This window comes from Bradyrhizobium sp. SZCCHNS3002, from assembly GCF_032377435.1.
Lineage (GTDB): Bacteria > Pseudomonadota > Alphaproteobacteria > Rhizobiales > Xanthobacteraceae > Bradyrhizobium.
Map to the genome: position 1 here is coordinate 44,411 of NZ_JAUHHY010000009.1, position 25,750 is coordinate 70,160.

At 65.8% G+C, this 25,750-nt stretch carries 23 protein-coding genes and 1 tRNA gene; 12 read left to right on the forward strand and 12 right to left on the reverse strand.

Features of this window, described 5'->3' with window-relative positions:
* Positions 1–176 precede the first annotated feature (176 nt).
* Positions 177–668, forward strand: a complete 492-nt coding sequence (locus QW845_RS19645; RefSeq protein WP_315803206.1) for a hypothetical protein — start codon at positions 177–179, stop codon at positions 666–668.
* Positions 665–1,525: a hypothetical protein gene (locus QW845_RS19650; RefSeq protein WP_315803207.1), complete on the forward strand. Its 861-nt coding sequence runs from the start codon at positions 665–667 to the stop codon at positions 1,523–1,525. Before QW845_RS19645 ends, QW845_RS19650 begins: the two co-directional genes overlap by 4 nt.
* A 31-nt stretch (positions 1,526–1,556) precedes the next feature.
* On the opposite strand, the gene QW845_RS19655 is transcribed toward QW845_RS19650, so the two are convergent.
* The 8 genes from QW845_RS19655 to QW845_RS19690 form a co-directional block, all read right to left on the reverse strand.
* Entirely contained in the window at positions 1,557–2,273 is a 717-nt protein-coding gene (locus tag QW845_RS19655; RefSeq protein ID WP_315803208.1) for a Spy/CpxP family protein refolding chaperone, read from the reverse strand.
* 53 nt (positions 2,274–2,326) lie between these two features.
* Positions 2,327–5,497 carry an efflux RND transporter permease subunit gene (locus QW845_RS19660; RefSeq protein ID WP_315803209.1) on the reverse strand — a complete coding sequence of 1,057 codons (3,171 nt, stop codon included), beginning with the start codon at positions 5,495–5,497 and terminating at the stop codon, positions 2,327–2,329.
* Entirely contained in the window at positions 5,494–6,918 is a 1,425-nt protein-coding gene (locus QW845_RS19665; RefSeq protein ID WP_315803210.1) for an efflux RND transporter periplasmic adaptor subunit, read from the reverse strand. The genes QW845_RS19660 and QW845_RS19665 overlap by 4 nt, the downstream gene beginning before the upstream one ends.
* A gap of 70 nt (positions 6,919–6,988) precedes the next feature.
* Positions 6,989–7,381 carry a FixH family protein gene (locus QW845_RS19670; protein ID WP_315803211.1) on the reverse strand — a complete coding sequence of 131 codons (393 nt, stop codon included), beginning with the start codon at positions 7,379–7,381 and terminating at the stop codon, positions 6,989–6,991.
* Positions 7,382–7,476: 95 nt separating this feature from the next.
* Entirely contained in the window at positions 7,477–7,842 is a 366-nt protein-coding gene (locus tag QW845_RS19675; protein WP_315803490.1) for a hypothetical protein, read from the reverse strand.
* 171 nt (positions 7,843–8,013) lie between these two features.
* Positions 8,014–8,088: transfer RNA gene (locus QW845_RS19680), tRNA-Val, on the reverse strand.
* Positions 8,089–8,329: 241 nt separating this feature from the next.
* A complete protein-coding gene (locus QW845_RS19685; protein WP_315803212.1) occupies positions 8,330–9,616 on the reverse strand; it encodes a hypothetical protein in 1,287 nt (428 codons plus the stop codon).
* Between the two features lie 132 nt (positions 9,617–9,748).
* Positions 9,749–10,393 (reverse strand): DUF1134 domain-containing protein, encoded by a 645-nt coding sequence (locus QW845_RS19690; RefSeq protein ID WP_315803213.1) that lies wholly within the window; start codon positions 10,391–10,393, stop codon positions 9,749–9,751.
* A gap of 119 nt (positions 10,394–10,512) precedes the next feature.
* On the opposite strand from QW845_RS19690, the gene QW845_RS19695 reads away from it, so the two are divergent.
* Complete coding sequence (locus tag QW845_RS19695; RefSeq protein ID WP_315803214.1) at positions 10,513–11,019, forward strand: YHS domain-containing (seleno)protein; 507 nt, start codon at positions 10,513–10,515, stop codon at positions 11,017–11,019.
* A gap of 15 nt (positions 11,020–11,034) precedes the next feature.
* Here QW845_RS19695 and cysQ read toward each other — a convergent pair whose 3' ends face one another.
* Entirely contained in the window at positions 11,035–11,868 is an 834-nt protein-coding gene (cysQ, locus tag QW845_RS19700) for a 3'(2'),5'-bisphosphate nucleotidase CysQ (RefSeq protein WP_315803215.1), read from the reverse strand.
* A gap of 237 nt (positions 11,869–12,105) precedes the next feature.
* Between cysQ and chpT the strand changes: the two genes are divergently transcribed.
* The 9 genes from chpT to QW845_RS19745 all read left to right on the forward strand — a co-directional run bounded on the left by chpT (position 12,106) and on the right by QW845_RS19745 (position 22,614).
* On the forward strand, positions 12,106–12,768 hold the full coding sequence (gene chpT / locus QW845_RS19705; protein WP_315752676.1) for a histidine phosphotransferase ChpT: 663 nt from the start codon (positions 12,106–12,108) through the stop codon (positions 12,766–12,768).
* Between the two features lie 242 nt (positions 12,769–13,010).
* On the forward strand, positions 13,011–15,785 hold the full coding sequence (locus QW845_RS19710; protein ID WP_315800635.1) for a hybrid sensor histidine kinase/response regulator: 2,775 nt from the start codon (positions 13,011–13,013) through the stop codon (positions 15,783–15,785).
* A gap of 26 nt (positions 15,786–15,811) precedes the next feature.
* On the forward strand, positions 15,812–16,282 hold the full coding sequence (locus QW845_RS19715) for a chemotaxis protein CheW (RefSeq protein WP_315714012.1): 471 nt from the start codon (positions 15,812–15,814) through the stop codon (positions 16,280–16,282).
* 68 nt (positions 16,283–16,350) lie between these two features.
* Positions 16,351–16,716 carry a PleD family two-component system response regulator gene (locus QW845_RS19720; RefSeq protein WP_006613312.1) on the forward strand — a complete coding sequence of 122 codons (366 nt, stop codon included), beginning with the start codon at positions 16,351–16,353 and terminating at the stop codon, positions 16,714–16,716.
* A 74-nt stretch (positions 16,717–16,790) separates the two neighbouring features.
* Positions 16,791–17,981 carry a chemotaxis response regulator protein-glutamate methylesterase gene (locus tag QW845_RS19725; protein WP_315803216.1) on the forward strand — a complete coding sequence of 397 codons (1,191 nt, stop codon included), beginning with the start codon at positions 16,791–16,793 and terminating at the stop codon, positions 17,979–17,981.
* Positions 17,978–18,847, forward strand: a complete 870-nt coding sequence (locus QW845_RS19730) for a protein-glutamate O-methyltransferase CheR (protein WP_315803217.1) — start codon at positions 17,978–17,980, stop codon at positions 18,845–18,847. Before QW845_RS19725 ends, QW845_RS19730 begins: the two co-directional genes overlap by 4 nt.
* A 220-nt stretch (positions 18,848–19,067) precedes the next feature.
* Complete coding sequence (kaiC, locus tag QW845_RS19735) at positions 19,068–20,822, forward strand: circadian clock protein KaiC (RefSeq protein ID WP_315803218.1); 1,755 nt, start codon at positions 19,068–19,070, stop codon at positions 20,820–20,822.
* A complete protein-coding gene (locus tag QW845_RS19740; RefSeq protein WP_315803219.1) occupies positions 20,819–21,115 on the forward strand; it encodes a circadian clock KaiB family protein in 297 nt (98 codons plus the stop codon). Before kaiC ends, QW845_RS19740 begins: the two co-directional genes overlap by 4 nt.
* An 11-nt stretch (positions 21,116–21,126) precedes the next feature.
* Positions 21,127–22,614: an HWE histidine kinase domain-containing protein gene (locus QW845_RS19745; RefSeq protein WP_315803220.1), complete on the forward strand. Its 1,488-nt coding sequence runs from the start codon at positions 21,127–21,129 to the stop codon at positions 22,612–22,614.
* A 12-nt stretch (positions 22,615–22,626) separates the two neighbouring features.
* On the opposite strand, the gene QW845_RS19750 is transcribed toward QW845_RS19745, so the two are convergent.
* The 3 genes from QW845_RS19750 to QW845_RS19760 form a co-directional block, all read right to left on the reverse strand.
* Positions 22,627–23,760, reverse strand: a complete 1,134-nt coding sequence (locus QW845_RS19750; RefSeq protein ID WP_315803221.1) for a DUF2252 family protein — start codon at positions 23,758–23,760, stop codon at positions 22,627–22,629.
* Between the two features lie 36 nt (positions 23,761–23,796).
* Positions 23,797–24,189: a hypothetical protein gene (locus QW845_RS19755; RefSeq protein WP_315803222.1), complete on the reverse strand. Its 393-nt coding sequence runs from the start codon at positions 24,187–24,189 to the stop codon at positions 23,797–23,799.
* Positions 24,190–24,297: 108 nt separating this feature from the next.
* Positions 24,298–25,458: a glutathionylspermidine synthase family protein gene (locus QW845_RS19760; protein WP_315803223.1), complete on the reverse strand. Its 1,161-nt coding sequence runs from the start codon at positions 25,456–25,458 to the stop codon at positions 24,298–24,300.
* Between the last annotated feature and the right edge of the window lie 292 nt (positions 25,459–25,750).

Sequence of the window (25,750 nt, forward strand, 5' to 3'; positions counted from 1 at the left end):
CTCAACGCTATAGCGAAGCGTAGTCATTCGCGCCGCGGCTGCCTTGACCCATCTAAGATATCCCAACTTAAAATCACTATCATGTGACCATAAGTAGACTGCGTTTGGATATGCAATCAATAGATGCTTTTATGTAATTAATCTATCTTGCGATGAGTTTACGAGGAAGGTGAACCATGGCGAAGAAGCGGAAACATCTGCTGCAAGTGTCGCCCGTCTTAGAACATGCCACGGATGAGCAAGTGAAGGTAGAGCTAGCGGCTGATCGTGGTCGGCCCAAGCGATTCAAACTAGACAACGAAAATATTTTCGAAATACCGAACGAAGGAAAGTTCAAGGTCTGTCTGGAGAAGCGTTACGTGGAGCAAGTCGCTCCGGCGGGAGACAAGGTTATCATGGGCATATTCGACGCAATAACCAAGGACCCGCGGATTCATCTCTTTTGCAACGTTGGGACGTTCCGAAATCTTGTTCCTTCCGTTGCAGAATTATCGCGTTCAATAGAGAACATTACGGAAGTCAAACCGCGATTTGTACTTGGGGTTCGATCAAAAGCTGACAAGGATGCAACGATAGGGGTTGAGGATATAGAAATTGCGCTTCGCGACCACCCTGAGGTGGATGCTCACGTTGTCATGGTGCCTGAGGATGTAGAGAAGAAAGCATGAGTGACACGCGCTTGCGCGAGAATCCGATCGGACTTGAGGACGTCGAAGAGCGCGTAAATGAAACTGGTAGGCGCGTTGAGTCCAACGCTATCTCGTTGCGGGATACAGCGAAGTGGATCATTGGCGGTATCGCTGTTGCCGCTGCTGGCGTCATAGCGGGAACGTCTCTCTCCTCTTTGGGGACACTGGGATTCGGTTGGCAGCTCTTAGTCGCAATATCCGCTGCTATGGCTGGATTCATCGCACTAGGATGTCTATTCGCCTCTTCGCTCAAAGTCATCGTACCGCCCAATCTCACCCTAGAGGACTTCGCCGATGGCAAGGAACTGCCGCATCGCTGGAAGATGCAGATAGAGCGCAGCGCGGCGCCACTGCTAGAGCGGCTTTCGATAACGGGATTGCAAGGCTTTCGGGATTATGTGCGTGCGGACACAAACAGTGATGGATCGCCCCGCTCACCAGACCAAAAGCGGGCTGTGGTAGCACTTAGGAAATTAGTACAGTCAACAGCCAATTTGGAACTGCAACGGCTCCTATTCCGACAGCTCACACTGGAGACTTTCTGGATTACGCCTATAGTTGGGCTAGCGTTCGCCGCGTTTGCGTTCGTGACCAGCGCAGCCAAAGAAGAAATCCGCGTGGTTCCGGCGGTGGAAGTGCCCGTTGTAGTGGCTCAGGACAACGTCGCCTTGTTGAGCAAGGTCCTAGGAGCCCCGATGTGTGTCGAAGGTGCGCTAAACGTGATTGTACTTGGGGAATGGCGGTCGGGCGTTCAGGATGTGGTGACGGTGCCAAAGCCATCCTGTCCTCCAGTACGGCTCCGGCTGGATCACGGAAGATTTTCTTCAGCAAGATAGGAACATCAGTCGATAGGATGGATGACGACTGCTAGTGGCCCCGCTGCATCCGCATCGAGCTCATTCGCCCGCCCTGCATCCGCATCGGCATCATGCCGAGATTGGGCGCGAGCAGTTCGTCGGCCGCCTTTCGCTGCTCGTCGGAAAACGTTGCGACGAGGTCGCTCAGGGTGGTCTTGATCGCTCGCGTGGCGTCGAGGCGAGCCGATAGCGATTTTTCCTGTGCGGTCAGCTGGTCGAGCACCGTCTCCGAGCCGGCCTGCGACATCATCGCAGTCCTGAGATCGCCGAGTGTCTTCGCACGCGCGCGAAACGCGTCGGCGAAACTGTTCCATGCCGGCATCTGGGCGTCCGTGATCTTGAGCTCCGCCCGCAGGAACGCGATTCGTCCCTCCACATGATCGAGCACCTCCATGCCGCCCATACAATCGTCGGACGGCCGCGTCATGCCGGACATCATCGGCATCATGTTGGACATCGGCATGCCGTCCATCATCTTCATCATGCCGCCGCCGATCATGGTCTGTGACGAACTCGCCCCGCTGGCCGATTTGCCGGCATCCGTTGCTGGCGCTTCCTTCTGATCAGGATGATGGGCCGAATGGTCAGTAGAGGATTGAGCAAAGGCGGGATGCGCCAAAGCCGAAAACGCCAACAGAAAAGCCAGGGGCAGTTTTTGCATGACCAAGTCCTCCTTCAGGGGGCGATCAACAATGGCCAGACGTGGGCCATTCAGGTTGATCCACATCAACGGTCGGCGGGCTCAGGGGTGACGATCGTTTGTTGGCGCCGTCGGTGTGGTCAAGCGGCCCTCGGCACGTCCTGCGACTCGCTTGGGGCGCCTGCCGCCGTCCCTGTTCTGGTCGACAGGCTGTGTCCCTTGACCAGGCCGAAGATGGCCGGAATCACGATCAGGGTGAGAAGGGTCGACGAAATCATGCCGCCGATCATCGGCACGGCGATGCGCTGCATGATCTCCGACCCCGTGCCGGTGCTCCACATGATCGGCAAGAGACCCGCCATGATGGCGACGACGGTCATCATCTTCGGGCGCACGCGGTCGACCGCGCCCTCCATGATCGCGTCCTGGAGATCCTGGCGGTTCAGGGGGCGACCTTCGGCAGCACACCTGGCCTTCATCTCGGCCAACGCGTGATCGAGATAGATCAGCATCACGACGCCGGTCTCGGCGGCGACGCCGGCCAGCGCAATGAAGCCGACGGCGACGGCGACCGACAGGTTGAAGCCGAGCCACCACATCATCCAGATGCCGCCCACCAGCGCAAACGGCAGCGACAGCATCACGATCAGGGTTTCGGTCATGGCCCTGAAATTCAGATACAGCAGCAGGAAGATGATGGTGAGCGTGACAGGGATGACGATCTTAAGCCGGGCCGCCGCGCGCTGGAGATACTCATACTGCCCGCTCCAGACCACGTAGTACCCGGCCGGGAACTGAATGTTCTCGGTGACGGCGCGCTGCGCGTCGGCGACGTAGCTGCCGATGTCGCGGTCACGGATGTCGACATAGATGTATGTCGCGAGCTGTCCGTTCTCGGTCCGGATCGACGTGGGACCCCTGGCCGGCTCGACCTTCGCGACCTCGCCGAGCGGCACGGCGCCGCCGGACGGCATCGGCACCAGCACCTCGCTGGCGATGGCCTTCGGATTGTCGCGGAGATCGCGCGGATAGCGCATGTTCACGCTGAAGCGCTGGCGGCCCTCGACGGTCGTGGTGATCGTCTGGCCGCCGAGGGCCGCTGCGATCGTATCCTGAACGTCCTGGACCAGGAGGCCGTAGCGGGCGAGAGCCTCGCGATCGGGCGTGATCTCGAGGTAATAGCCGCCGATGCCGCGCTCGGCATAGGCCGAGGAGGTTCCGGGAACGGTCTTGATCACCCGCTCGATCTGCTTGGCCAGACGATCGATCTCGGCGAGGTCCGTGCCCATCACCTTGACGCCGATCGGCGTGCGGATGCCGGTCGAGAGCATGTCGATGCGCGCCTTGATCGGCATCGTCCAGGCGTTGGAGACGCCAGGGAATTGCAGCGCCCTGTCCATCTCGGCAACGAGGCCGTCGATGGTGACGCCGGGACGCCACTGCTCCCTCGGCTTGAGGTTGACGACCGTCTCGAACATCTCGGTCGGCGCAGGGTCGGTGGCGGTCGCCGCGCGTCCGGCCTTGCCATAAACCGAGGCGACCTCCGGGAACGACTTGATGATCCGGTCCTGCATCTGCATCAGCTCTGCCGCCTTGGTCACGGAGATGCCGGGCAGGGTGGTCGGCATGTAGAGCAGCGTGCCCTCGTTCAGGCTCGGCATGAACTCGGTGCCGAGCTGGCGCGCCGGCCAGATGGAGACGGCAAGAACGACCATGGCTGCGAGGATCACGAGCGTTTTCGCTTGCAGCACGCCCTTGATGACCGGACGGTAGATCCAGATCAGGAAGCGGTTGATGATGTTGCGATGCTCGGGAATGATCCTGCCGCGGACGAAGATCACCATCAGCGCCGGCACCAGCGTCACCGAGAGCAGCGCCGCTGCCGCCATCGAGAACGTCTTGGTGAAGGCGAGCGGGCTGAACAGGCGGCCTTCCTGCGACTCCAGCGTGAAGATCGGCATGAACGACACGGTGATGATCAGCAGGCTGAAGAACAGGGCGGGACCGACCTCCGCGGCCGCGTCGATCAGGATCTGGACGCGTGATGCGTCGGGCTCGGCGCGCTCCAGATGCTTGTGGGCGTTCTCGATCATGACGATCGCGGCATCCACCATGGCGCCGATCGCAATTGCGATGCCCCCCAGGCTCATGATGTTCGAGCCGAGCCCGAGCAGCTTCATTGCGCCGAACGCCATCAGCACGCCGACCGGCAACATCAGGATCGCGACCAGGGCGCTGCGCACATGCAGCAGAAACACGATGCAGACCAAGGCAACGACGATGCTCTCCTCGAGCAGCGTGTGCTTGAGCGTGTCGATCGCGGCATAGATCAGGTTCGAGCGGTCATAGACCGGAACGATCTCGACCGATTTGGGCAGGCTGCTCGCGATGTCCCTGAAGCGTTTCTTGACGTTCTCGATCACGTCGAGCGCATTGACGCCGAAGCGCTGCAGCACGATGCCGCTGGCCACCTCGCCCTCGCCATTGAGCTCGGCAATGCCCCGCCGCTCGTCGGGCCCGAGCTCGACATTGGCGACGTCGCGCAGCAGCACGGGCGTGCCGCCGGAGCTTTTGAGCACGATGTTGCCGAGATCGTTGATGCTCTGCAGATAGCCCTTGCCGCGGATGACATATTCGAACTCGGACAGCTCGACGGTGCGGCCGCCGACATCGGCGTTGCTGGCGCGGATCGCATCGCGGATCTTCTGCAAGGAGATGCCGCGGTCGCGCATGCGCTGCGGATCGAGCACCACATTGTACTGCTTGACGAAGCCGCCGATGCTCGCGACCTCGGCGACACCCTCGGCCTTGGCGAGCGCGAACTTCAGGTTCCAGTCCTGGATCGTGCGGGTGTCGGCGAGATTCAGCTCCTTCGACATGACGGCGTATTGATAGACCCAGCCGACGCCGGTCGCGTCCGGCCCGATCGTCGGCGTGACCCCCGCCGGAAGCCGCGAGGCGGCGCCGTTCAGGAACTCCATCACGCGCGAGCGCGCCCAGTAGATGTCGGTGCCGTCCTCGAAGATGACGTAGACGAACGACACGCCGAAGAACGAGAAGCCGCGCACGACCTTCGATTTCGGCACTGTGAGCATGGCGGTCGTGAGGGGATAGGTGACCTGGTCCTCGATGACTTGAGGCGCCTGACCGGAATATTCGGTGTAGACGATCACCTGGGTGTCCGACAGATCGGGGATCGCGTCGAGCGGGAGGTGAATGAGCGCGTAGAAGCCGGCCGCGGCGGCGAATCCGGTGCCGAACAGGACCAGCAGCAGGTTGCGTGCCGACCAGGCGATGACGCGGGCGATCATTTGTGCTCTCCCATGCCGGCGTGGTCGCCGCCGGCGGATTGCGCTCCGTCGGCGTCCGCGAAGCTCTTCAGCGCGGCCTTCAGGTTGCTTTCGGCGTCGATCAGGAAGTTGGCGGAGGTCACGACCGCCTCGCCATCCGACAGGCCGTCGCGCACCTCGACATAGCTGGCATCGCGGCGGCCGAGCCTCACGGCGCGCGGCTCGTAGCGACCGTCGCCCTTGTCGATCAGGACAGCCTGGCGGCTGCCGGTGTCGAGCACGGCATCGGCCGGCACGGCCAACAGCGGCGCCGGATCCGCGGTGTCGATCTCGGCGTCGACATACATGTCCGGCAGCAGCGCGAGGTCGTGGTTGGTGAGCTCGATCCGCACCCGCACGGTACGCGTGTCCTTGTTCACCTGGGGATAGATCACCGCGATGGATCCGGCGAAGGTCCGGCCCGGGAAGCTGCGCGCGCGGATGGTCACGGGCTGACCCACCGCGATGTTGCCGAGGTCGCGTTCGGCCACGTCGACGAGCGCCCACACCACGGATATGTCGGCGATCCGGAACAGCACGTCGCCCGGATTGGCGCGCATGCCTTCGATCGCGTTGCGCTCGAGCACGATGCCGTCGCGGGGCGCCGACCATTGCACCGTGACCGGTGCGATGCGCGACTTCTCCATGGCGGTGATCACCGGCTCCGGGACATCGAGATTGGTCAGGCGCTGGCGCGAGCCGCGTCCGTAGACTGCATTGCCGCCGACGAGGTTCGAGTTGATCGTCGAGAGATATTCGGCTGCGGCGGCAGCGATCGCCGAACTGTAGATCTCCATCAGCGGCTGGCCGGCCTTCACGCGCGTGCCCGTGGTGACGTCGGTGACCTTCTGTACGAAGCTCTCTGCCCGCATCGCGATCACCGAGACGCGCCGCTCGTCGAGCTGGATCGTACCCGGCGCCTTGACCGCGATGCGAAGCGTGCGCCGCTCGACCGACGCGGATCTCACGCCCGTTCGCTGGATCTTGCCGGGCGACAGCTTGACCACGCCATCCTCGGCATCGTCGCCTTCGTACACGGGCACGTAGTCCATCCCCATCGGGTCCTTCTTCGGGGAAGGGGACGTGTCCGGCAGGCCCATCGGATTGCGGTAGTAGAGAATCCGGCGCGAGGAGTCGGCCTGCTGCTTCGGCTTGGCCGGCTCCGGCGCGGCCTGATCGTCGTCGTAGACCGGCAGGTAGTCCCGCCCGCGATCGTCTTTCCTGGAGCCCGCCGACCAGGCAGGGGCGCCGCTGGGATCGCGGTAGTACAGCGGCATTCGCTCTGCCGCCGCCGCTGCGAGATGCGTGCGAAGCGACGGGAGCGAGCTCTCGATCGACCAGAGACCGGCCATACTAATTCCGGCGCCGAGTGTGACGGTCGCGAGCAGGCGAAAAATGGTCATGGCATCAGGCGCGCTGGCGCGCGCTATCCATTGGAAGGGTGGGGCGCCCGTCGGGGAGCGCCCCGCAGGCTCACTTGGTCGCCTTGACGATGACCTTGCCGGTGACCGTCTCCGGCTCGCCCTGCACCTTGGCGGAGAGTGTGACCTGGTAGCGCCCGGCCATCGGCAGGTCGGTCTTGAAGGCGTAGACGCCGGGCTCCTTGGAGGGCAGCGGCGCCACCTCCGACACCATGTCGGCCATCCCGTCGGGCGCCATGTCGACGCGGGTCTTGAAGATGACCGCGTCGGTTACGGCCTTGCCGGTCTGCTTGTGGGTGAGACGAACGGCGACCGTGACGTCGTCGCCCTTCTTCATCTCGGCGGTGACGGGCTCGAAACTGTAGTCGGCGGCGCCGGCGACGGCGGCCGATGCGGCGAGCGAAAGGGTGGCGGCAAGCGCCGCGGTGCTGATTCCGGAAAGCATGGTCCTGTCCTCATGAATGGATCTCGGCCGTGGCGCCCGCGGCGCGCACGTCAGTCATCGGCGCGCATGCAGGGCGCGCATCGGCTCGTGCGAGATCAGATTCGAGGAGGTCGGAACGGAGGGCTGCCGCTGTGAAGAGAAGCGACCTGATCGGCGGGAATGGCGATCGTGATCGCGCTCACGGCGAGGGGCGCGAAGGCAACGGCCCTGACATCGCCGAGCGCAACCGTCCCGCCCGCGCAGCAGAAACCCATGCCGCACTTGTAGGTGTGCGAAGGAGAACCGGTGCCCTTCATGTCGTCGGGACAGCATTCGTCCATCGACATGCCGGCCCCGTCGTCCATCTGCAGGCTTGTCTGCATCTCGTCCGACGACGCAATCGCAGCCGCCGATGCGCCGATCGGCAGCATCGCCACGGACAGGGCAATCGCGAACGCCAGGATGGTACGGACGAGCCGCATCGAGATGGAGTTACCTTTCCGGTCGCAGAGCGAGACAGCTAACATAGGACAGGCGCCGACGCAGTCGTTGATCCCGCTCAATCCTGCGTGACCATCGCGTCGCCCGAGGCATGACGACAGGCCAGACGAGCCCAAGGGGTCGCATCACAGGAAAAGGATGGCGACGGCAAATGGTGGGCGCACAAGGGATCGAACCTTGGACCTCTCCCGTGTGAAGGGAACGCTCTCCCGCTGAGCTATGCGCCCGGTTGCCGATGGCGGTCGTGGCTGTGAGCCAGCGAGGCGCCCGAAGCAGTCCGTCGGAGCCCGCGATTTACGAAGCGCGGGCAGGGGGTGTCAAGGATTTGCGGCGGAGATGGCGAGGAAAACTGCTGGTGCGCGCCGGGCTGTCCTCGATCGGGGCCGAAACCGGCCCCATGGCGTGCCGGCTTCCATGCTGAACTGAGGGGCAGATCCGCCGCGCACTCCGCGCCCCGCTGGCCCGTTCTCAGGCCCCGATCTGCCTTGCCCGCGAGGCGTGCGACTGCAGCGCGCGGATGCGGTCGGCCAGGGTGCCGCCCTGGGGCACGCCGCCGGCCGCAGCAGCCGGCGCCGCGGCGACGCCATTGGCGTTGGCGGGCTTGGCGGGGGCCGGTTCGGCGGCGAGCATGGCCTCGATGGTCGAGTTCGGGCCCTCGATCTGCATCGCGAGCTTGGCGACCTCGGCGGCGATGTCGTTGATGCGCTCGCGCAGCAGCGCGTTCTCCATCCGCTCCTGGGCCCAGGTGCTCTCGGCCTGCTGCTGGATGGCGTTCATCTCTCGCTGCAGCTTGGTGCGCTCGTCGCGGGCGGCCTGCAGCTGCTGTTCGAGGGTGGCCTTCTCGGATTTGAGCCGCTCGAACGCGGCCGACTTGCCGCTGCCCATGCCGGCCAGCTCCTCGCGCAGCTCCTTCAGGGCGCGGTCGGCGGCCACGTTGGCCTCGCGCAACTGGTTGTTCTCGAAATCGCGCTCGGCGAGCAGCTTGCCCTGGGTCGACAGCCGGCTTTCGAGGTCGGCGACGCGCGTCGCCAGCATCTCGGCTTCCTTGACCTGCACGATCAGCTGGCGGTCGAGCTCGGTGACGCGCTGGCTGAGATTCTCGACCCGCGCGCGGGCGTCGTTGAGCGCCTTGGTCGCGGTGTCGGATTCGTCGCGCTCCAGCGCCAGGCGGGCCTGGGTCGCGGAGAATTCCTTCTCGGCGTCGGAGACGCGGCTGCGCAGCTCCTCGACCTGGGTCCTGACCGACACCAGCTCGACCTGCCGGCTGTCGGCCAGCAGCGCCTTGTCGTTGAGCTCGGCGGTGAGGCGGACCTGCTCGGCCTGCTTCTCCTTCAGCGCCTGCTCGGCGGCGCGCAGCGCCTCGGTCTTGGCGGCGAATTCTTCCTCGGTGGCGCGGAGCTGGTCCTTGAGCGCCTTCTCGCGCGCCTCGAGGGCGAAGATCGCGGCGTTCTTCTCGCCGAGCTCGATCTTCATGCGGTTGATGGCGTCGGTCTTCTTGCCGAGGTCGGCGAGCTGGCCGGTGGCCTTGTTCTTGAGCGCGTCGACGCTCATCTCCAGCCGCCGCGCCGACATCGCGAACTCCGCGCGCAGCTGGTCCTTGTCGGCCTGGATCTCGGCCATCGACAGCGGCGTCGCCGCCTCGAGCCGTCGCGTCGTCAGCCGCACCGCACGATTGTGCACCAGCGGCACGACCATGAGGGCACAGAGCATGGCGATCAGAAAACCGATCGCAAAATACATGATCGGCTCGACCATGACGCACAACTCCCGATCCGAAATGATTAACGGAATCACAATGCACGGCGGGCTGATTCATTGCCAGCCCAATGCCGTGTTAACCTTGATCCGTCACGGGAGAACGTGTCCTGGCGGTATCAGCCAGCGCCGTCAGAACGGGTTCCAGGTCGCGCTCGGCGTGAACTTGAGGTAGCCGACATTGGCGCCGAGCCGCAGGCCGATGCCGGACCTGATCGGCACCAGCACGATGTTGTTGGCGGTCAGCGCCGTCATGCCGAAGCCGCCGACGATGTAGGCCGAGCCGTCGATGCCGACGAAGCGCTGATAGATCGCGCTGGTGGCCGGCAGATTGTAGACCAAGGTCATGGTGCGGGCGCCGTCGCCGCCCCAGTCGAAGCCCAGCGAGGGGCCCTGCCAGTAGACGCGGAGGTCGCCGGCGTTCTTGGTGTAGAGCGTGCCTTCGCCGTAACGGAGACCGGCGACGAAGGCCCCGGCACCTTCCTCACCTAGGATGTAGCCATTCGGCAGGCCCCATTGGCTGACGGCGCGCTCGATCACCGAGGCGAGGCCACGCGAGACGTTGCCGAAGAAGCGGTGGCCGGCATTGACCAGCTCGTCCGGATTGAAGCTGTCCGGGCCGGGCGCAGGGCGCGGCGGCGGTGCGGGCTGCTGATACGGCGGCGCGGCCTGGTAGGGCGGCGCGGCAGGCGGGGGCGCCTGCTGCGCGGCGACCGACGCGGTCATGGCCAGCACGGCCGCGAGCGTCGTGGCGGCAAGGCGGGATGCGAAACTCATCGATGGAAATCCCCTGCTATCGGCTGCCCGAGCCTCGCCTTAACCTGACGCCAACCACATCGGGCGATTGTCGGGCGAGGGGCGATGCCCCTGCGACTCCCATGTTATCGGCACCAACTATGACCGCACAACGGCAACAACCGCCCCAGACCGGGTCAAAGTCGCTGTTTCGCCTTGTAATTGCCGCCATCACGCTCGCCGCGCTGCCGCCGGTCGGCGCGCCGGCGGCCACGACGCAGCGCATCATCTCCGACCGCTTCAGCGGGCTGGCGATCGACGGCTTCGATCCTGTTTCCTATTTCGTGGATGGCAAGGCCATGCCGGGGCTGCCGGATTTCGAGGCGTCCCAGGGCGGGGTGGTCTGGCGGTTTCGCAACGAGGGCAATCGCGCCTCGTTCCTGGCCCATCCGGAGGTCTACGGCCCGCAATTCGGCGGCTACGACCCGACCGACGTGGCCCGCGGCGTGACGGTGGCCGGCAACCCGCGCTTCTTCGTCGTGGTCGAGGAACGGCTGTTCCTGTTCAACCGTGAGGAGAGCCGCGACGCTTTCGCGGCCGACCCGGGCCGCTATCTGCCGCGTGCGGAGGCCCGTTGGCCGGCGCTCGAGGACGACCTGCCGCAATAGCGCGGCAGGGCTGTCTCACACCTTCACCGCAGCCGGGTCGCCCCAGGCGATGAAGGACGGCACGATGAAGCCGTCGGGGCGCTCGCCATAGCGCAACGGCGCGCCGGTCTCGCTGGTGACGGTGCCGCCGGCGGCTACGACCACGGCATGGCCTGCCGCCACGTCCCATTCCGACGTCGGGCCGAGCCGCGGATAGATGTCGGCCAGACCTTCGGCGAGCCGGCCGAACTTCACGGCCGAGCCGAGCGGCAGGCGCACGGCGCCCGGTCGCGCCGCAATGAAGGCTTCGGTGCGGGCATCGCCATGCGACCGGCTGACCGCGGCGACCCATGCCGCGCCTTGCGGCGGCATCGGCCGGGTGCGGATCGGCTCGGCGGCCGCCAGACCCGCCTCCGTGAACGACAGCCGCTCGGCGCCACGGCCGACCAGCCCGCGCCAGATCTGGCCGATGGCCGGCGCGCAGACGATGCCGAGCAGCGGGCTGCCGCCGGTGACCAGCGCCAGATTGACCGTGAACTCGCCGCGCCCGGCGACGAACTCCTTGGTGCCGTCGAGCGGATCGATCAGGAAGAAGCTGCCCTTGAACGGTCCTGCGCTGGCTCCGACCCGCTCCTCCGACAGCGCGGGAATCGCCGGCGCCAGCCGGGCCAGCCCCTCGGCAATGACCCGGTCGGCGGCAAGATCGGCCTCGGTGACCGGCGAGCCGTCGGACTTGTCGGTGACGGCCATGGCGCGGCGGTTGACGGCGAGGATCGCGTGGGCCGCCTCGACGACGAGCTCCGTCAGGGGCGCCATCAGCGCCGCGGCGGCCTCGACCTCGACGGTTCCTGCAGTCGGTGCCGTCGTCATTGCGCGGTGCTCCTTCCGGCCGGTCCGTACGCAGCTTGCATCATCGTATCCCTGTTCTGGCGCCCGGCGCATCCGGGTACGGCCGTTCGCATGGTCGTTGAGCCGCGGCTGCCGGGAAGACCGCTACGTACTTTCCCGTGTCCCGCGCTCAGTCCGGTGGCGGTCCCTGCTTTCGCAGTGTATCAAGCGTTAACGCAAGCATGATTCGCCCAGGTTCGCGGATTTCAGGAACATCGAATGTCCGGCACGTCCTCTCCCGAGATCGCCAATCCGATTCCCGCTCCCGATACGCTCGAACTTGCCGCTCTGCTCTGCTCGAAGGTCTGCCACGACCTGATTAGTCCGGTCGGCGCCATCGTCAATGGGCTCGAGGTGCTCGACGACAATCCGAAGCCGGAGGATCGCGACTTCGCGCTGGAGCTGATCCGCAAGAGCGCCAAGACGGCGTCGGCCCGGCTGCAATTCTGCCGCCTCGCCTTTGGTGCGGCCGGCTCGGCGGGCGCGCAGATCGATCTCGGCGACGCCCAGACCATGGCGCGCGGCCACATCGAGGACGCCAAGACCTCGATCACCTGGAATCTGCCGCGGCTGCTGTTGCCCAAGAACCGGGTCAAGCTGCTGCTCAACATGATGGTGGTGGCGCAGCAGACGATCCCGCGCGGCGGCATGCTGACCGTCGACCCGATCGGCGATGGCGAGACCATGAGCTTCCGCGTCGCCGCCACCGGGCTCAATGCCCGGCTGCCGCAGAACATCGTCAATCTGCTCGGTGGCGACCTGCAATCGACCATCGATGCCCACGCGGTGCAGCCCTACTACACCCGTCTGCTCGCCGATGCCTGCGGCCTCAAGGTGACGCTCACCGCCGACGGCAATGCGATGGTCGTGCAGGCGGCCTGATCGGGCGGACGTCCTGCCGCGCCGGTGCTGCGACCTCTTGTCGTGGGACAGGCGCAAGAATCCGTTCACCACGGTTAATCAAGCCTTGCCGATGTGTCCGAATTCGTCCGGATGCATCTTATCTCTTTGTTGAGTCCGTTCATTTGCGCTTACTCAACTAATATTAAACGCTTTGCACCGAAACTGGCCACGGTTTGAAGGGCGCGTCATGTCGCGTTCCGTTGCGTGCGAAGGCCAGTTTCATGGATGACCTGTTGCGTGAGTTCCTGACGGAGACCAGCGAGAGCCTGGATACCGTCGACAATCAATTGGTGCGGTTCGAGCAGGAGCCGAACAACGCCAAGATCCTCGATAACATCTTCCGGCTGGTGCACACGATCAAGGGGACCTGCGGTTTCCTCGGCCTGCCGCGGCTCGAGGCGCTGGCGCATGCCGCCGAAACCCTGATGGGCAAATTCCGCGACGGCATGCCGGTCACCGGCGAGGCCGTGACGCTGATCCTCACCACCATCGACCGCATCAAGGACATCCTGGGACAGCTCGAGGCCAACGAGGCCGAGCCGGAGGGCGAGGACCGCGACCTCATCAGCGAGCTCGAAGCCATGGTCGAGCGCGGCATGGCCGCGATGGCCGCCGGCGAGGCCGCGCCCCCGCTCGCGCCCGCGGCGCCCGAACCGCCGCCCAAGCCCGCGGTGACGCAGGGCTCCTTGATCGACCAGACGCTGGAGCGTCCGCTGCGTCCGGGCGAAGTGTCGCTCGACGAGCTCGAGCGCGCCTTCCGCGAGACCGCGATCGAGATGCCGCCCGCGCATGAGAAGGCGCCTGAGCCCAAAGCCGCTGCCCCGGCGCCGGTCGCCAAGGCCGGGCCTGCCAAGGCGGAGGCAGAGAAGGCCGAGCCGAAGAAGGCGGCGCGGCCGAAGGCCAATGCCGACGGCGAGGTGCACGAGAACGACAAGGTCGCCAACCAGTCGATCCGCGTCAACGTCGACACGCTCGAACATCTGATGACGATGGTCTCCGAGCTGGTGCTGACGCGCAACCAGCTGCTAGAGATCGCCCGCCGCAACGAGGACACCGAGTTCAAGGTGCCGCTGCAGCGGCTGTCCAACGTCACCGCCGAGCTGCAGGAGGGCGTCATGAAGACGCGCATGCAGCCGATCGGCAATGCCTGGCAGAAGCTGCCGCGCATCGTCCGCGATCTCGCGACCGAACTCGGCAAGCAGATCGAGCTCGAGATGCACGGCGCCGACACCGAGCTCGACCGCCAGGTGCTCGACCTGATCAAGGATCCGCTCACCCACATGGTGCGCAACTCCGCCGATCACGGCCTGGAGACGATGGCCGAGCGCGCCGCGGCCGGCAAGGCCGAGCAGGGCACCATCCGGCTCTCCGCCTATCATGAAGGCGGCCATATCATCATCTGCATCGCCGACAACGGCCGCGGCCTCAACACCGAGCGCATCAAGGCCAAGGCCCTGGCGAACGGCCTCGTCACCGAGGCCGAGCTCGAGAAGATGACCGAAGCGCAGATCCACAAGTTCATCTTCGAGCCGGGCTTCTCGACCGCGGCCGCCGTCACCTCGGTCTCGGGCCGCGGCGTCGGCATGGACGTGGTGCGCACCAACATCGACCAGATCGGCGGCACCATCGACATCAAGTCGGTGGTCGGCGAGGGCACCTCGGTCACCATCAAGATCCCGCTGACGCTCGCGATCGTCTCGGCGCTGATCGTCGAAGCCGGCGGCGACCGCTTCGCGATCCCGCAATTGTCGGTCGTCGAGCTGGTGCGCGCGCGCGCCAACTCCGAGCACCGCATCGAGCGCATCAAGGACACCGCGGTCTTGCGCCTGCGCAACAAGCTCTTGCCGCTGATGCATCTGAAGAAGCTCCTGAAGATCGACGACGGCTCGTCGACCGATCCGGAGAACGGCTTCATCGTGGTGACGCAGGTCGGCAACCAGACCTTCGGCATCGTGGTGGACTGCGTGTTCCACACCGAGGAAATCGTGGTCAAGCCGATGTCGACCAAGCTGCGTCACATCGACATGTTCTCGGGCAACACCATCCTGGGCGACGGCGCCGTGATCATGATCATCGATCCGAACGGCATTGCGAAAGCGCTCGGCGCCGCCGGCTCGGCCTCGCAGGCGGTGTCCGACGAGCACGCCGCGCATCACGCCATCGGCGGCGAGCAGCTCACCTCGCTGCTGGTGTTCCGCGCCGGCACGGCGCAGCCCAAGGCGGTGCCGCTGGCGCTGGTCACGCGGCTCGAGGAGATCGCGGCCGACAAGATCGAGATCTCCAACGGCCGCTACATGGTGCAGTACCGCGACCAGCTGATGCCCTTGGTGCAGATGGAAGGCGTGTCGGTGCAGACGTCGGGCTCGCAGCCGATCCTGGTGTTCGCCGACGAGACCCGCGCGATGGGCCTCGTGGTCGACGAGATCATCGACATCGTCGAGGAGCGGCTCAACATCCAGGTCTCCGGCGCCAAGGACGGCATCCTCGGCTCGGCGGTGATCAAGGGCCAGGCGACCGAGGTGATCGACGTCGGCCACTTCCTGCCGATGGCGTTCGCCGACTGGTTCATCCGCAAGGAGATGGCCACCGAGTCGCAGACGCAGTCGGTGCTGCTGGTCGACGACTCGCCGTTCTTCCGCAACATGCTGGCGCCGGTGTTGAAGTCGGCCGGCTACAAGGTGCGTACCGCGGCCTCGGCGCTCGAGGGCCTGGCCACGCTGCGCTCCGGGCACAGCTTCGACATCGTCGTCACCGACATCGAGATGCCGGAGATGAACGGCTTCGAGTTCACCGAGGCGATCCGCGCCGACCAGAACCTGAACCAGATGCCGGTCATCGCGGTGTCGTCGCTGGTGTCGCCGGCGGCGATCGAGCGCGGCCGCCAGGCGGGGCTCTACGACTACATCGCCAAGTTCGACCGGCCCGGCCTGATCGCGGCGCTGAAGGAACAGATCGAGGAACGGGCCCGCGCCGAAGCCAACCGGCGGGCCGCGTGACAGCAAGCGGACAGGAGTAGCGTGCGATGAGCAGCAAGATCGAAACCACCGAGGGCGCCGCCGTCGAATACGTCACCGCGATGATCGGCGGCCAGCTGTTCGGCCTGCCGATCTCCCGGGTCCAGGACGTGTTCATGCCGGAGCGGGTGACGCGGGTGCCGCTGTCATCGGCGGAGATCGCAGGCGTCCTGAACCTGCGCGGCCGCATCGTGACCGTCGTCGACATGCGGGCGCGGCTCGGCCTTGCCCGCGCCGAGGACGGCAAGCCGCCGATGGCGGTCGGCGTCGATCTGCGCGGCGAGTCCTATGGTCTCCTGATCGACCAGATCGGCGAGGTGCTGCGGCTGCCCGAGGAGGGCCGGGAGGAGAACCCCGTCAACCTCGACCCGCGCATGGCGAAGCTTGCCGGCGGCGTGCACCGCCTCGACGGCCAGCTGATGGTCATTCTCGACGTCGATCGCGTGCTCGAGCTCGCCGCCGACAAGATGGCGGCCTGAACACTGCAACGTGAGGGCAGCGGCGCATCAGGCGTCGTTGCATTGGACCCTGATCTCGTGAGGCTGAAATGAGAACTTGTCTGGTAGTTGACGATTCCAGCGTCATTCGAAAGGTGGCGCGCCGCATTCTGGAAGGTCTGGATTTCCAGATCGTGGAAGCGGAGGACGGCGAGCAGGCGCTGGAGATCTGCAAGCGGGGCCTCCCGGATGCGGTGCTGCTCGACTGGAACATGCCCGTCATGGACGGCTACGAGTTCCTCGGCAACCTCCGGCGCATGCCGGGCGGCGACGCGCCGAAGGTGGTGTTCTGCACGACCGAGAACGATGTCGCGCACATCGCGCGCGCGCTGCACGCCGGGGCCAACGAGTACATCATGAAGCCCTTCGACAAGGACATCGTGACCGCGAAGTTTCAGGAAGTCGGGCTGATCTGATCTCCGTCGCGTGCGTCGGTCCCGTGGTCATCCGGGCTTGCCGTCACCCCGTGCCTCTGTCCTGTTGGTGAACTATGAGCGTCGCGTTGGCCAGTTCTTCGATCCCAAGTTCGACCAGGCAGGAACCTCTCCGGGTGATGGTCGTGGACGATTCCGTGGTCATCCGCGGCATGATCTCGCGTTGGATCGCGTCTGAGCCCGACATGGTCGTGGCGGCGTCGCTGCGCACCGGCCTCGAAGCCGTGAACCAGATCGATCGCGTCAATCCCGACGTCGCCGTGCTCGACATCGAAATGCCCGAGCTCGACGGCATCGCCGCCCTGCCGAAGCTGCTTGCCAAGAAGAAGAACCTCGCCGTCATCATGGCGTCGACGCTGACCCGCCGCAACGCGGAGATCAGCTTCAAGGCGCTGTCGCTCGGCGCGGCCGACTACATCCCGAAGCCCGAGAGCACGCGCGAGGCCTCGGCGGCCGACAATTTCCACTACGATCTGATTCAGAAGATCCGCAATCTCGGCGCCAAGGCGCGCCGCGCCGCTCCCGCTCCGCATGCGCCGGCAGCCTCGCCGATCGTTCCGCAGGTCCAGGGGCTCCGGCCTGCGCCAACGGCGCGGCCGATGGTCGCCCCCGTGGCGCCCGCCGTGCCGACCCCACTGGCGCGCCGCTCCTTCAGCTCGCAGATGCCGAAGGTGCTGCTGATCGGATCGTCGACCGGCGGCCCGCAGGCGCTGATGTCGCTGGTGACCGAGCTCGGTCCCGTGATCGACCGCTTTCCGGTGCTGATCACCCAGCACATGCCGCCGACCTTCACCACCATCCTCGCCGAGCATCTGGCGCGCTCGAGCCGCCGGCCGGCCCACGAGGCCGTCGACGGTGAAGTGGTGAAGCCGGGTCAGATCTACCTTGCCCCCGGCGGCCGCCACATGCGTGTGGCGCGCCATGGCGCCGACGTGGTGATCGCGCTCGACAACGGTCCTCCGGTCAATTTCTGCAAGCCCGCCGTCGATCCCTTGTTCATGTCGGCGATCGAGGTCTGGCAGGGCTCGACCCTGGCCGTGATCCTCACCGGCATGGGATCCGACGGCATGCGCGGCGGCAAGGACATCGTCGCCGCCGGCGGCAGCGTGATCGCGCAGGACGAGGCGACCAGCGTGGTCTGGGGCATGCCGGGCGCAGCCGCCAATGCCGGCATCTGCGCGGCCGTCCTTCCCTTGAATCAGATTGGACCGAAGCTGGTTCGTCTGTTTGCTGGAGACCGTTCGTGACACCCCTGGACTATGAGTTCTTGCGTAAGGTCCTGAAGGATCGCTCCGGCCTCGATCTGTCGGCCGACAAGCAGTACCTGGTCGAAAGCCGGCTGCTGCCGCTGGCCCGCCGCTCCAACCTGCCGGGCATCACGGAGCTGGTGCAGAAGATCAAGAGCGGCGCGGAGCAGCTCACGACGCAGGTGGTCGAGGCGATGACCACCAACGAGACGTTCTTCTTTCGCGACAAGATTCCGTTCGATCATCTCCGCGAGGGCATCCTGCCGGCGCTGATCCAGTCGCGCGCCAATCGTCGTTCCCTGCGCATCTGGTCGGCCGCCTGCTCGACCGGACAGGAGCCGTATTCAATCGCGATGTGCCTGCGGGAGCATGGCGCGGCGCTGGCCGGCTGGCGCATCGAGATCGTCGCCACCGACCTGTCGCAGGAGGTGCTGGAGAAATCGAAGGCCGGCCTCTACAGCCAGTTCGAGGTGCAGCGTGGATTGCCGATCCAGCTGCTGGTGAAATATTTCACGCAGCTCGGCGAGCTCTGGCAGCTCAGCGCCGACATTCGCGGCATGGTCCAGCACCGCCAGCTCAATCTGCTGCAGGACTTCTCGCATCTCGGCAAGTTCGACATCATCTTCTGCCGCAACGTGCTGATCTATTTCGACCAGGATACCAAGGCCTCGATCTTCGAGCGGATGGCCAAGTTGATGGAGCCGGACGGCACGCTGTTGCTGGGAGCCGCCGAATCGGTCGTCGGCATCACCGACGCGTTCAGGCCCAACCAGGAGCGCCGCGGTCTGTACCAGATCAATCCGGTGCGCAGCCCGCGCGGTGGCGCGGCGCTGCTGCCCGGCCTCAAGGTGGTTGCGGCGCGCTGAGGCCGGCCAGTACCGTCTATGACCGGGGTGCTTCGACCGGTCGGGCGGCCGGCCGTTCCGTCCCGCGTGCGTCCGTCCCGCGCGGGCGGCCAGCCGTTTCTGCGCCCGCAGGCCGCCTTTCGGAGCAAATCTCGCCGGCCCCATGGAACTTTTAGGTTCCCGACGCGTTTACTCGCCTTGGTGCGGGCTCATGCGTGTTGAATTGATGGCGGGGGATTGGATGAAAACGAGTGTGCGTCCTCGAATCGTGACGCGGGATCTCCCTGTCATCGCCAAATCGCCGACCGGGATCGACGGCCTCGACGAGGTCACCTTCGGTGGCCTGCCGCAAGGGCGGCCGACGCTGCTGTGCGGCGCGGCCGGCTGCGGCAAGACGTTGTTCGCGATGACGTTTCTCTATAATGGCGCAGTCGCCTATGACGAGCCGGGCGTGTTCATCGCGTTCGAGGAGCAGCCCGAGGACCTGATCAAGAACGTCGGCTCGCTCAGCTACGACATCGACAGGCTGATCGAGCAGAAGAAGATCGTGGTCGACCACATTCATCTCGATCGCAACGAGATCGAAGAGGCCGGCGACTACGATCTCGACGGCCTGTTCATCCGCATCGGCTTCGCGATCGATTCGATCGGCGCCAAGCGCGTCGTGATCGATACGATCGAGACCCTGTTCGGCGGCCTCGACAACCAGGCGGTGCTGCGCTCCGAGTTGCGCCGGCTGTTCGAATGGCTGAAGAGCAAGGGCGTCACCGCCATCATCACCGGCGAGCGCGGTGACGGTACGCTGACGCGCTACGGCCTCGAGGAATACGTCGCCGACTGCGTCATCCTGCTCGACAACCGCGTGCACGATCAGCTCTCGACCCGCCGGCTGCGCGTCGTGAAGTATCGCGGCACGGCGCATGGCACCAACGAATATCCCTTCATCATCGACCAGGAAGGCATCACGGTGATGCCGATCACCTCGTCGGGCCTCGCGCATGATGCGTGGACGGAGCGGGTCTCCACCGGCATTGCCGATCTCGACGAGATGCTCGAAGGCCAGGGCTACTACAAGGGGTCGAGCATCCTGATCTCGGGCATGGCCGGCTCGGGCAAGTCGACGGTGTCGGCACACTTTGCCAATTCGATCTGCAAGAGCGGGCAACGCTGCATCTATTTCGCGCTGGAGGAATCCCCGCAGCAGATCATCCGCAACATGAGGTCGGTCGGGCTCGACCTGCAGCAATGGGTCGATCGCGGCCTGCTGCGGTTCTCGGCGCGGCGCCCCAATCTGTACGGACTGGAAACGCACCTCGCCGCGATGCATCGCGAGGTCAAGGAGTTCGATCCCGCCGCTGTCGTGGTCGATCCCATCTCGGCGCTCATGGGCGCCGGCGTTGCCGGCGACGTGCATTCGATGACGCTGCGCCTGATCGACTTCCTGAAGGCGCGCGGCGTCACGGCGCTGTTCACCAATCTCGGCGCCGGCGGCGCCGAGACGGCGACCACCGAGATGCAGATCTCATCGCTCACCGACACCTGGCTGCTGCTCTACAATCGCGAGAGCAACGGTGAGCACAATCGCCAGCTCTACCTGTTGAAGTCGCGCGGCATGGCGCATTCCAACCAGGTCCGCGAATTCCTGATGGGTGCCGACGGCATCTCGCTGCGCGAGGTCTATGTCGGCCCGGAGGGCGTGCTCACGGGATCGGCCAGGGTGGCGCAGGAGGCGAGAGATCGCGTCGAGCGCCTTCTGCGCACGCAGGAGACGGAACGCCGCACGCGCGAGATCGAACGTCGCCGCCGCGACCTCGCGGCGCAGATCGAAACGCTCAAGGCTCAACTGGCCAACGAGGAAAGCGAGATGGAGCTCATCAATCTGGAAGGTGCGGCTCGCGACGATCAGCGTGAAGCCGCTCGCCGGTCGCAGGTCGAGAGCCGCTCGTCCCGGCGCGGTCCGCGCTCCCCCGCCAACCCGCTGACATCCAGCAAATGATGGCCGCTCCGATGGAACAGGATGGCTACAATCTCCGGCTCTATGTCGCCGGCCAGACCCCGAAATCGCTGGCGGCGCTCGCCAATCTCAAGAAGCTGTGCGAGACGCATCTGCCGGGCCGCTATACCATCGAGGTGATCGACCTGATGAAGGATCCGGCCCTCGCGCAACGTGACCAGATCGTCGCGATCCCGACCTTGATCCGTCAACTGCCCGAGCCCCTCAAGCGAATCATCGGCGATCTCTCCAATGCGGAGAAGGTGCTGGTTGGTCTGGACATCGCACCGAGCTGAACGGAGGACGCGTGGCATCAACAGACGCGATGCAGGCGGGACGGCCGCGTAACGAGGCGGAAGAGACGGTCGAGGCCATTCATCGCGGCAACGTCGATGCCGTGGTGGTGCAGGGCCCGACCGGACCCCAGGTCATCATGCTGCAGGGCGCGGACGCGCCCTATCATGTGCTGGTCGAGCGCATGAGCGACGGCGCGCTGACGCTCGATGCCGACGGCGGCATCGTCTATGTCAATTCCAGGCTCTGCGCGCTGACCGGCCTCGACGCCCAGGAGCTGGTAGGACGCAGCTTCGCCTCGCTGTTCGCTAGAACAGTGCCCGCGCAGCGCGCCGACGATGCCATGACCGACGCGCAGCTGCGCCGCGCCGATGGCGGTCAGCTGCCGGTGTCGGTCTGGATGCGGCAGATGGCGATGGGCGGCGTCGTCGCCACGCTCGTGACCTTGACGGACATGTCGATTCAGCGGCGCGCCGAGGAGGTCGCCAATGCCGAGCGCTTCGCGCGCTCGATCCTGGAGCAGGCGACCGATGCGGTCGTGGTGCTGGCGCTCGACGGCCGGATCACCCATGCGAGCTGGGTCGCCGAGCAGCTCGCGGAACGACCGCCGGTCGGGCAGTTGTTTTCGGAGGCGTTCCCGCTCGACGGGCAGAGCGCCAGCCAGGAAAGTACGTTGACGCGGTTCTCGCGCGAGAGCCTCGATCAGGCGCTGGCGACCAAGCCCTTCCATGGCGTCGAGGTGGCCTTGCGCAATCCGCAGGCGTCGGGGCGGTCATTCCTGCTGTCGGGCGGACCCCTGGTGAACGATCTCAAGGAGACGGTCGGCTCGATCGTCACCCTGACCGACATCACCGAGCGCAAGCGCGCGGAAGAGCAGCAGACGGTGCTGGTCGCCGAGCTCAATCACCGGGTGAAGAACATCCTGGCGATCGTGCAGTCGGTGGCGGGGCAGACCTTGCGGACCTCGCCGTCGCTGCCGGCCTTCAACAAGGCGTTCTCCGGGCGCATCCAGGCGGTCTCGATCGCGCATGACATCCTGACGCAGACCCGCTGGATCGGCATCGGGCTGAACGAACTGCTCACGACCGTGCTGGCGCCCTACGGCATCGGCGAAGGGCGGATCGCCATCGATGGCCCGCCGGTTCTGCTGGAGGCACGGCTCGTGCTGCCGCTCTCGATGGTGCTGCACGAGCTTGCGACCAACGCCTCCAAATATGGCGCGTTGTCCGCCCCCCACGGCCAGGTCACGATCTCCTGGCGCCTGCGCGACGATCGCCGCCGGCTCGAGCTGGTCTGGCTGGAGCGCGGCGGACCGCTGATCGAAGGCGGCGGCACGCGCGGCTTCGGCACCACGCTGATCGACCGCGTCGTCCGCTTCGATCTCGATGGCGAAGCCCTGCTGGACTTCGAGGCCGCCGGAATTCGCTGCTCGCTGACCTTTGCGCTGACCGCGGAGACGACTCCCGAACATCTGCCGGCATCGGCCGTGCAGCCGGACTGATCGGATGCCGCCTCAGCGCGCGATCGGAATCAAGCCTGCCGCCTTGCGACGCCATACATCGTGATCCCTTTCCGTCGCCTCGCGCGCGGCGCGCGCAGCCTTGCGCAGCCAGCCTGAACCGCGCGCCCCGAGGTCCGCCGCGATCTCGGCGGCGGCGCGGCGGTCGGCGGCATGGATGGAGGCGAGGTCGGTGCCCATGCCGCGCAGAAGCTCCAGCTTGAGATCGGCGCCGGCTTGCCTGCCGAGATCGATCTTGCGCGAGTCCGCAGACAGTCGTCGGACCACGTAGTCGCCGTCGTTGGTTCTGTGAACGTGCAGGAATGGATCGGGCGCGCGATAGGTCCCGGTCGACAGCGCGACGAATCTGTGCGGCGGCGCCGGCTTTGGCTGCAACCTGCCCTTCGTCCTGTTCTCCGTGCTGTTCTTGGCCCAGGTCCAGGCCGAAGGGACCAGCGCCTTGGCCTCGCGGACGATGCGGCCGCCGCGCCATGTCGCGGCGACGACGTAGCGCGGACGTCCACGGCTGCCGCCGCCGGCGAAGCGGCGGAAGAACCCGGCGGTCTCGACCTGCTCCGGAAGGCTGGCGGTGAGCAGCTTCCGCACCGCGGATGGTATCGCATCGGCGGCCGCGAGGCCGTCGATCTCCTTCCAGAACGCGCGGCGGCAATCATCCGAGCATTTGACGTAGCGCCTGATCCAGATCTCGTGCTCGTCGAGCAGCGCCGGCCGCGGATTCTCGAGGCCGTCGCGATAGCCTTGGAGGATCGCGTCAGCCGCGTCGCGGCTGTCGATGGCCATGTCGGGCGCGAGCTCGATGCTGGTCGTGAGCCGGACCAGATCGAAGGCGTAGGGCATCCTCGCGGCCTCGTCGAAATCGTTGACGCCCCACACCCAGCGCCCGTCGGCGTCCCGCCACGTGCCGAAATTCTCCAGATGGATGTCGCCGACGCACAGCGCGACCGGCGCCTCGGCCAGCTCCGGGCAGATCTCCTCGATGCGCCGCGCCCAGCGATAGTAGCTGGCGCGCAGCAGGGCGAACGGCGACTTTCGCATGCGCCGGTGCTTGGTGAGGAGGTCGTCCTCGATCACCTTGCATTGGCTGCGAAGCCAGGCCTCGTAGGCCACGGTATCCTCGATGATGGACACGCGATGCCTCCCGATGCACGGGGCGTGAGCGAAGCGTTATGAGTTGCGTTGACGGCGAACGAACGTGGCCTCGCACATCGCGCGCAGCGCGCGCTCGTCGAACGGCTTGGCGAGCCGGGCCAGGCCGCGGAACTCCGGCGGAAACAGCGTCGCGTCGTCATAGCCGGAGGTGATGACGATCCTGAGCTCTCGCGCGATCAGCTGCGGCAGCACGGCGAAGATCTGCTCGCCGCGCAGGTTGACGTCGAGCAGCGCGCCGTCCAGGCCGCCGCGCTCGGCCTCGCGCAGCACGTCGCCGACGCGCGAGACGGGACCGACCACCTCGCAGCCGAACCCCTGCAACACCGTTTCCAGCTCGAGCGCGATCAGGCCCTCGTCCTCGGCGACCAGGATGCGCAAGCCTTCGAGTTCGGTCTTGTCCGTCGCCATGCCTCGTCCCGGCCATGCGCGCCCAATCGCGCAGGGAATTCGCCCTCGGTCCTATCTAATGCTCTCGACCGGCGTGTCGAGGCGTTTTCGCCGGCCGTCGTTAATATCCTACAGGATGGCGTGCGGCAAAAAGCGCGAGCGGTTGCCGGTGATCGGGCTCGTGTCCTCGCGGATCGACAGGCCGCAGGGCTGATGGTCGACGAGCCAGCTGCCGATCACCGGGAACACACCGCCGAAATCCGGCAGCGGCGCCAGCGCCTGGCGGATGAAGCCTTCGGCGCCGTAGGGCCCGTCCTGCGCCGAGACGGCGACGCCGTCGGACACCAGGCTGACATTGGCGCCCTCGCGCGAATAGATCGGCTTGCGCACGAAGCTCGGGCCGAGGCTGGCGGCCTTCGGATCGTCCTCGAAATAGGCCGGCAGCAGGTTGGGATGGCCTTCGTGCATCTGCCAGAGCAGCGGCAGGATGCCCTTGTTGGACAGGATGGCCTTCCACGGCGGCTCGATCCATTGCGTCGGCGCCTGCGCGAGCTTGGCGCCGAACGCATCGCGAAACATCCATTCCCAGGGATACAGCTTGAAGGCGAGCGCGATGTCCTCGTCGTCGAGATCGACGAAGCCGCCGGTCTCGCGCCAGCCGATGTTGGCGACGTCAAGGATGGTTGTCGTCAGGCCTCCTTGGGCTGCCGTGTCGGCCAGATAGGCCAGGGTCGTGGCGTCCTCGGCGTTGGCGGTCAGCCCGGCCAGATGCACGCGGCGCCGCTTGCCGATGGCGCACCAGCGCTCGATCAGGCGCTCATGGATCGAGTTGTACTGGTCCGCGCGCCCCGGCAGGATGCGGCGCTCGATCGCCTGCTCGAGCCAGGTCCATTGGAAGACCGCGGCCTCGAAGATCGAGGTCGGCGTGTCGGCATTGTATTCGAGCAGCTTCGCCGGCGTACGGCCGCCCTGATAGCTGAGGTCGAACCGCCCGTAGAGGCTGCCGTCCCTCCGGCGCCAGCTCTCCGCCAGCAGGGGCCAGACCGCTTGCGGGATCTTCAGCCGGCGCAGCAGCGCCTCGTCGCCGACGACGCGCGCGACCAGCGCGAGGCACATCTGCTCGAGCTCTGCCGTCGGCTCCTCGATGCCGAGCTCGATCTCGGCGATCGTGAATGCGTAGTAGGCGCGCTCGTCCCAATAGCGCTCGCCGTCGAGCTCGCAGAAGTCGAATCCGCACCGCGCCGCCGTCTCGCGCCAGTCGTCACGCTCGGGACAGGAGATGCGCTGCATCGGCGTCAGCCCCGGGCATCGGCAGGCATGCCGTGCCCATTGCAACAGGGCGCAGCACGGCCGCGGCCGTCATCGATGATGCGGCCATGATCACGCCCGCGCGGTCCCGGCGCCGTCCCGCGTCGGTGACCACGCGATCGCTTGCCAGCAAGATGATGCAAGGCGGCGGCGGTCACCGCGGCCCCGATCGTCGCCCGCACCATCAGGTGCGGACGTTGCATCGGATCATTTCCGATGAGTCGGTAGGCCAGTTTTTTATGATTTTGAGTCTGTGTCAAAGATTCGAATCCAA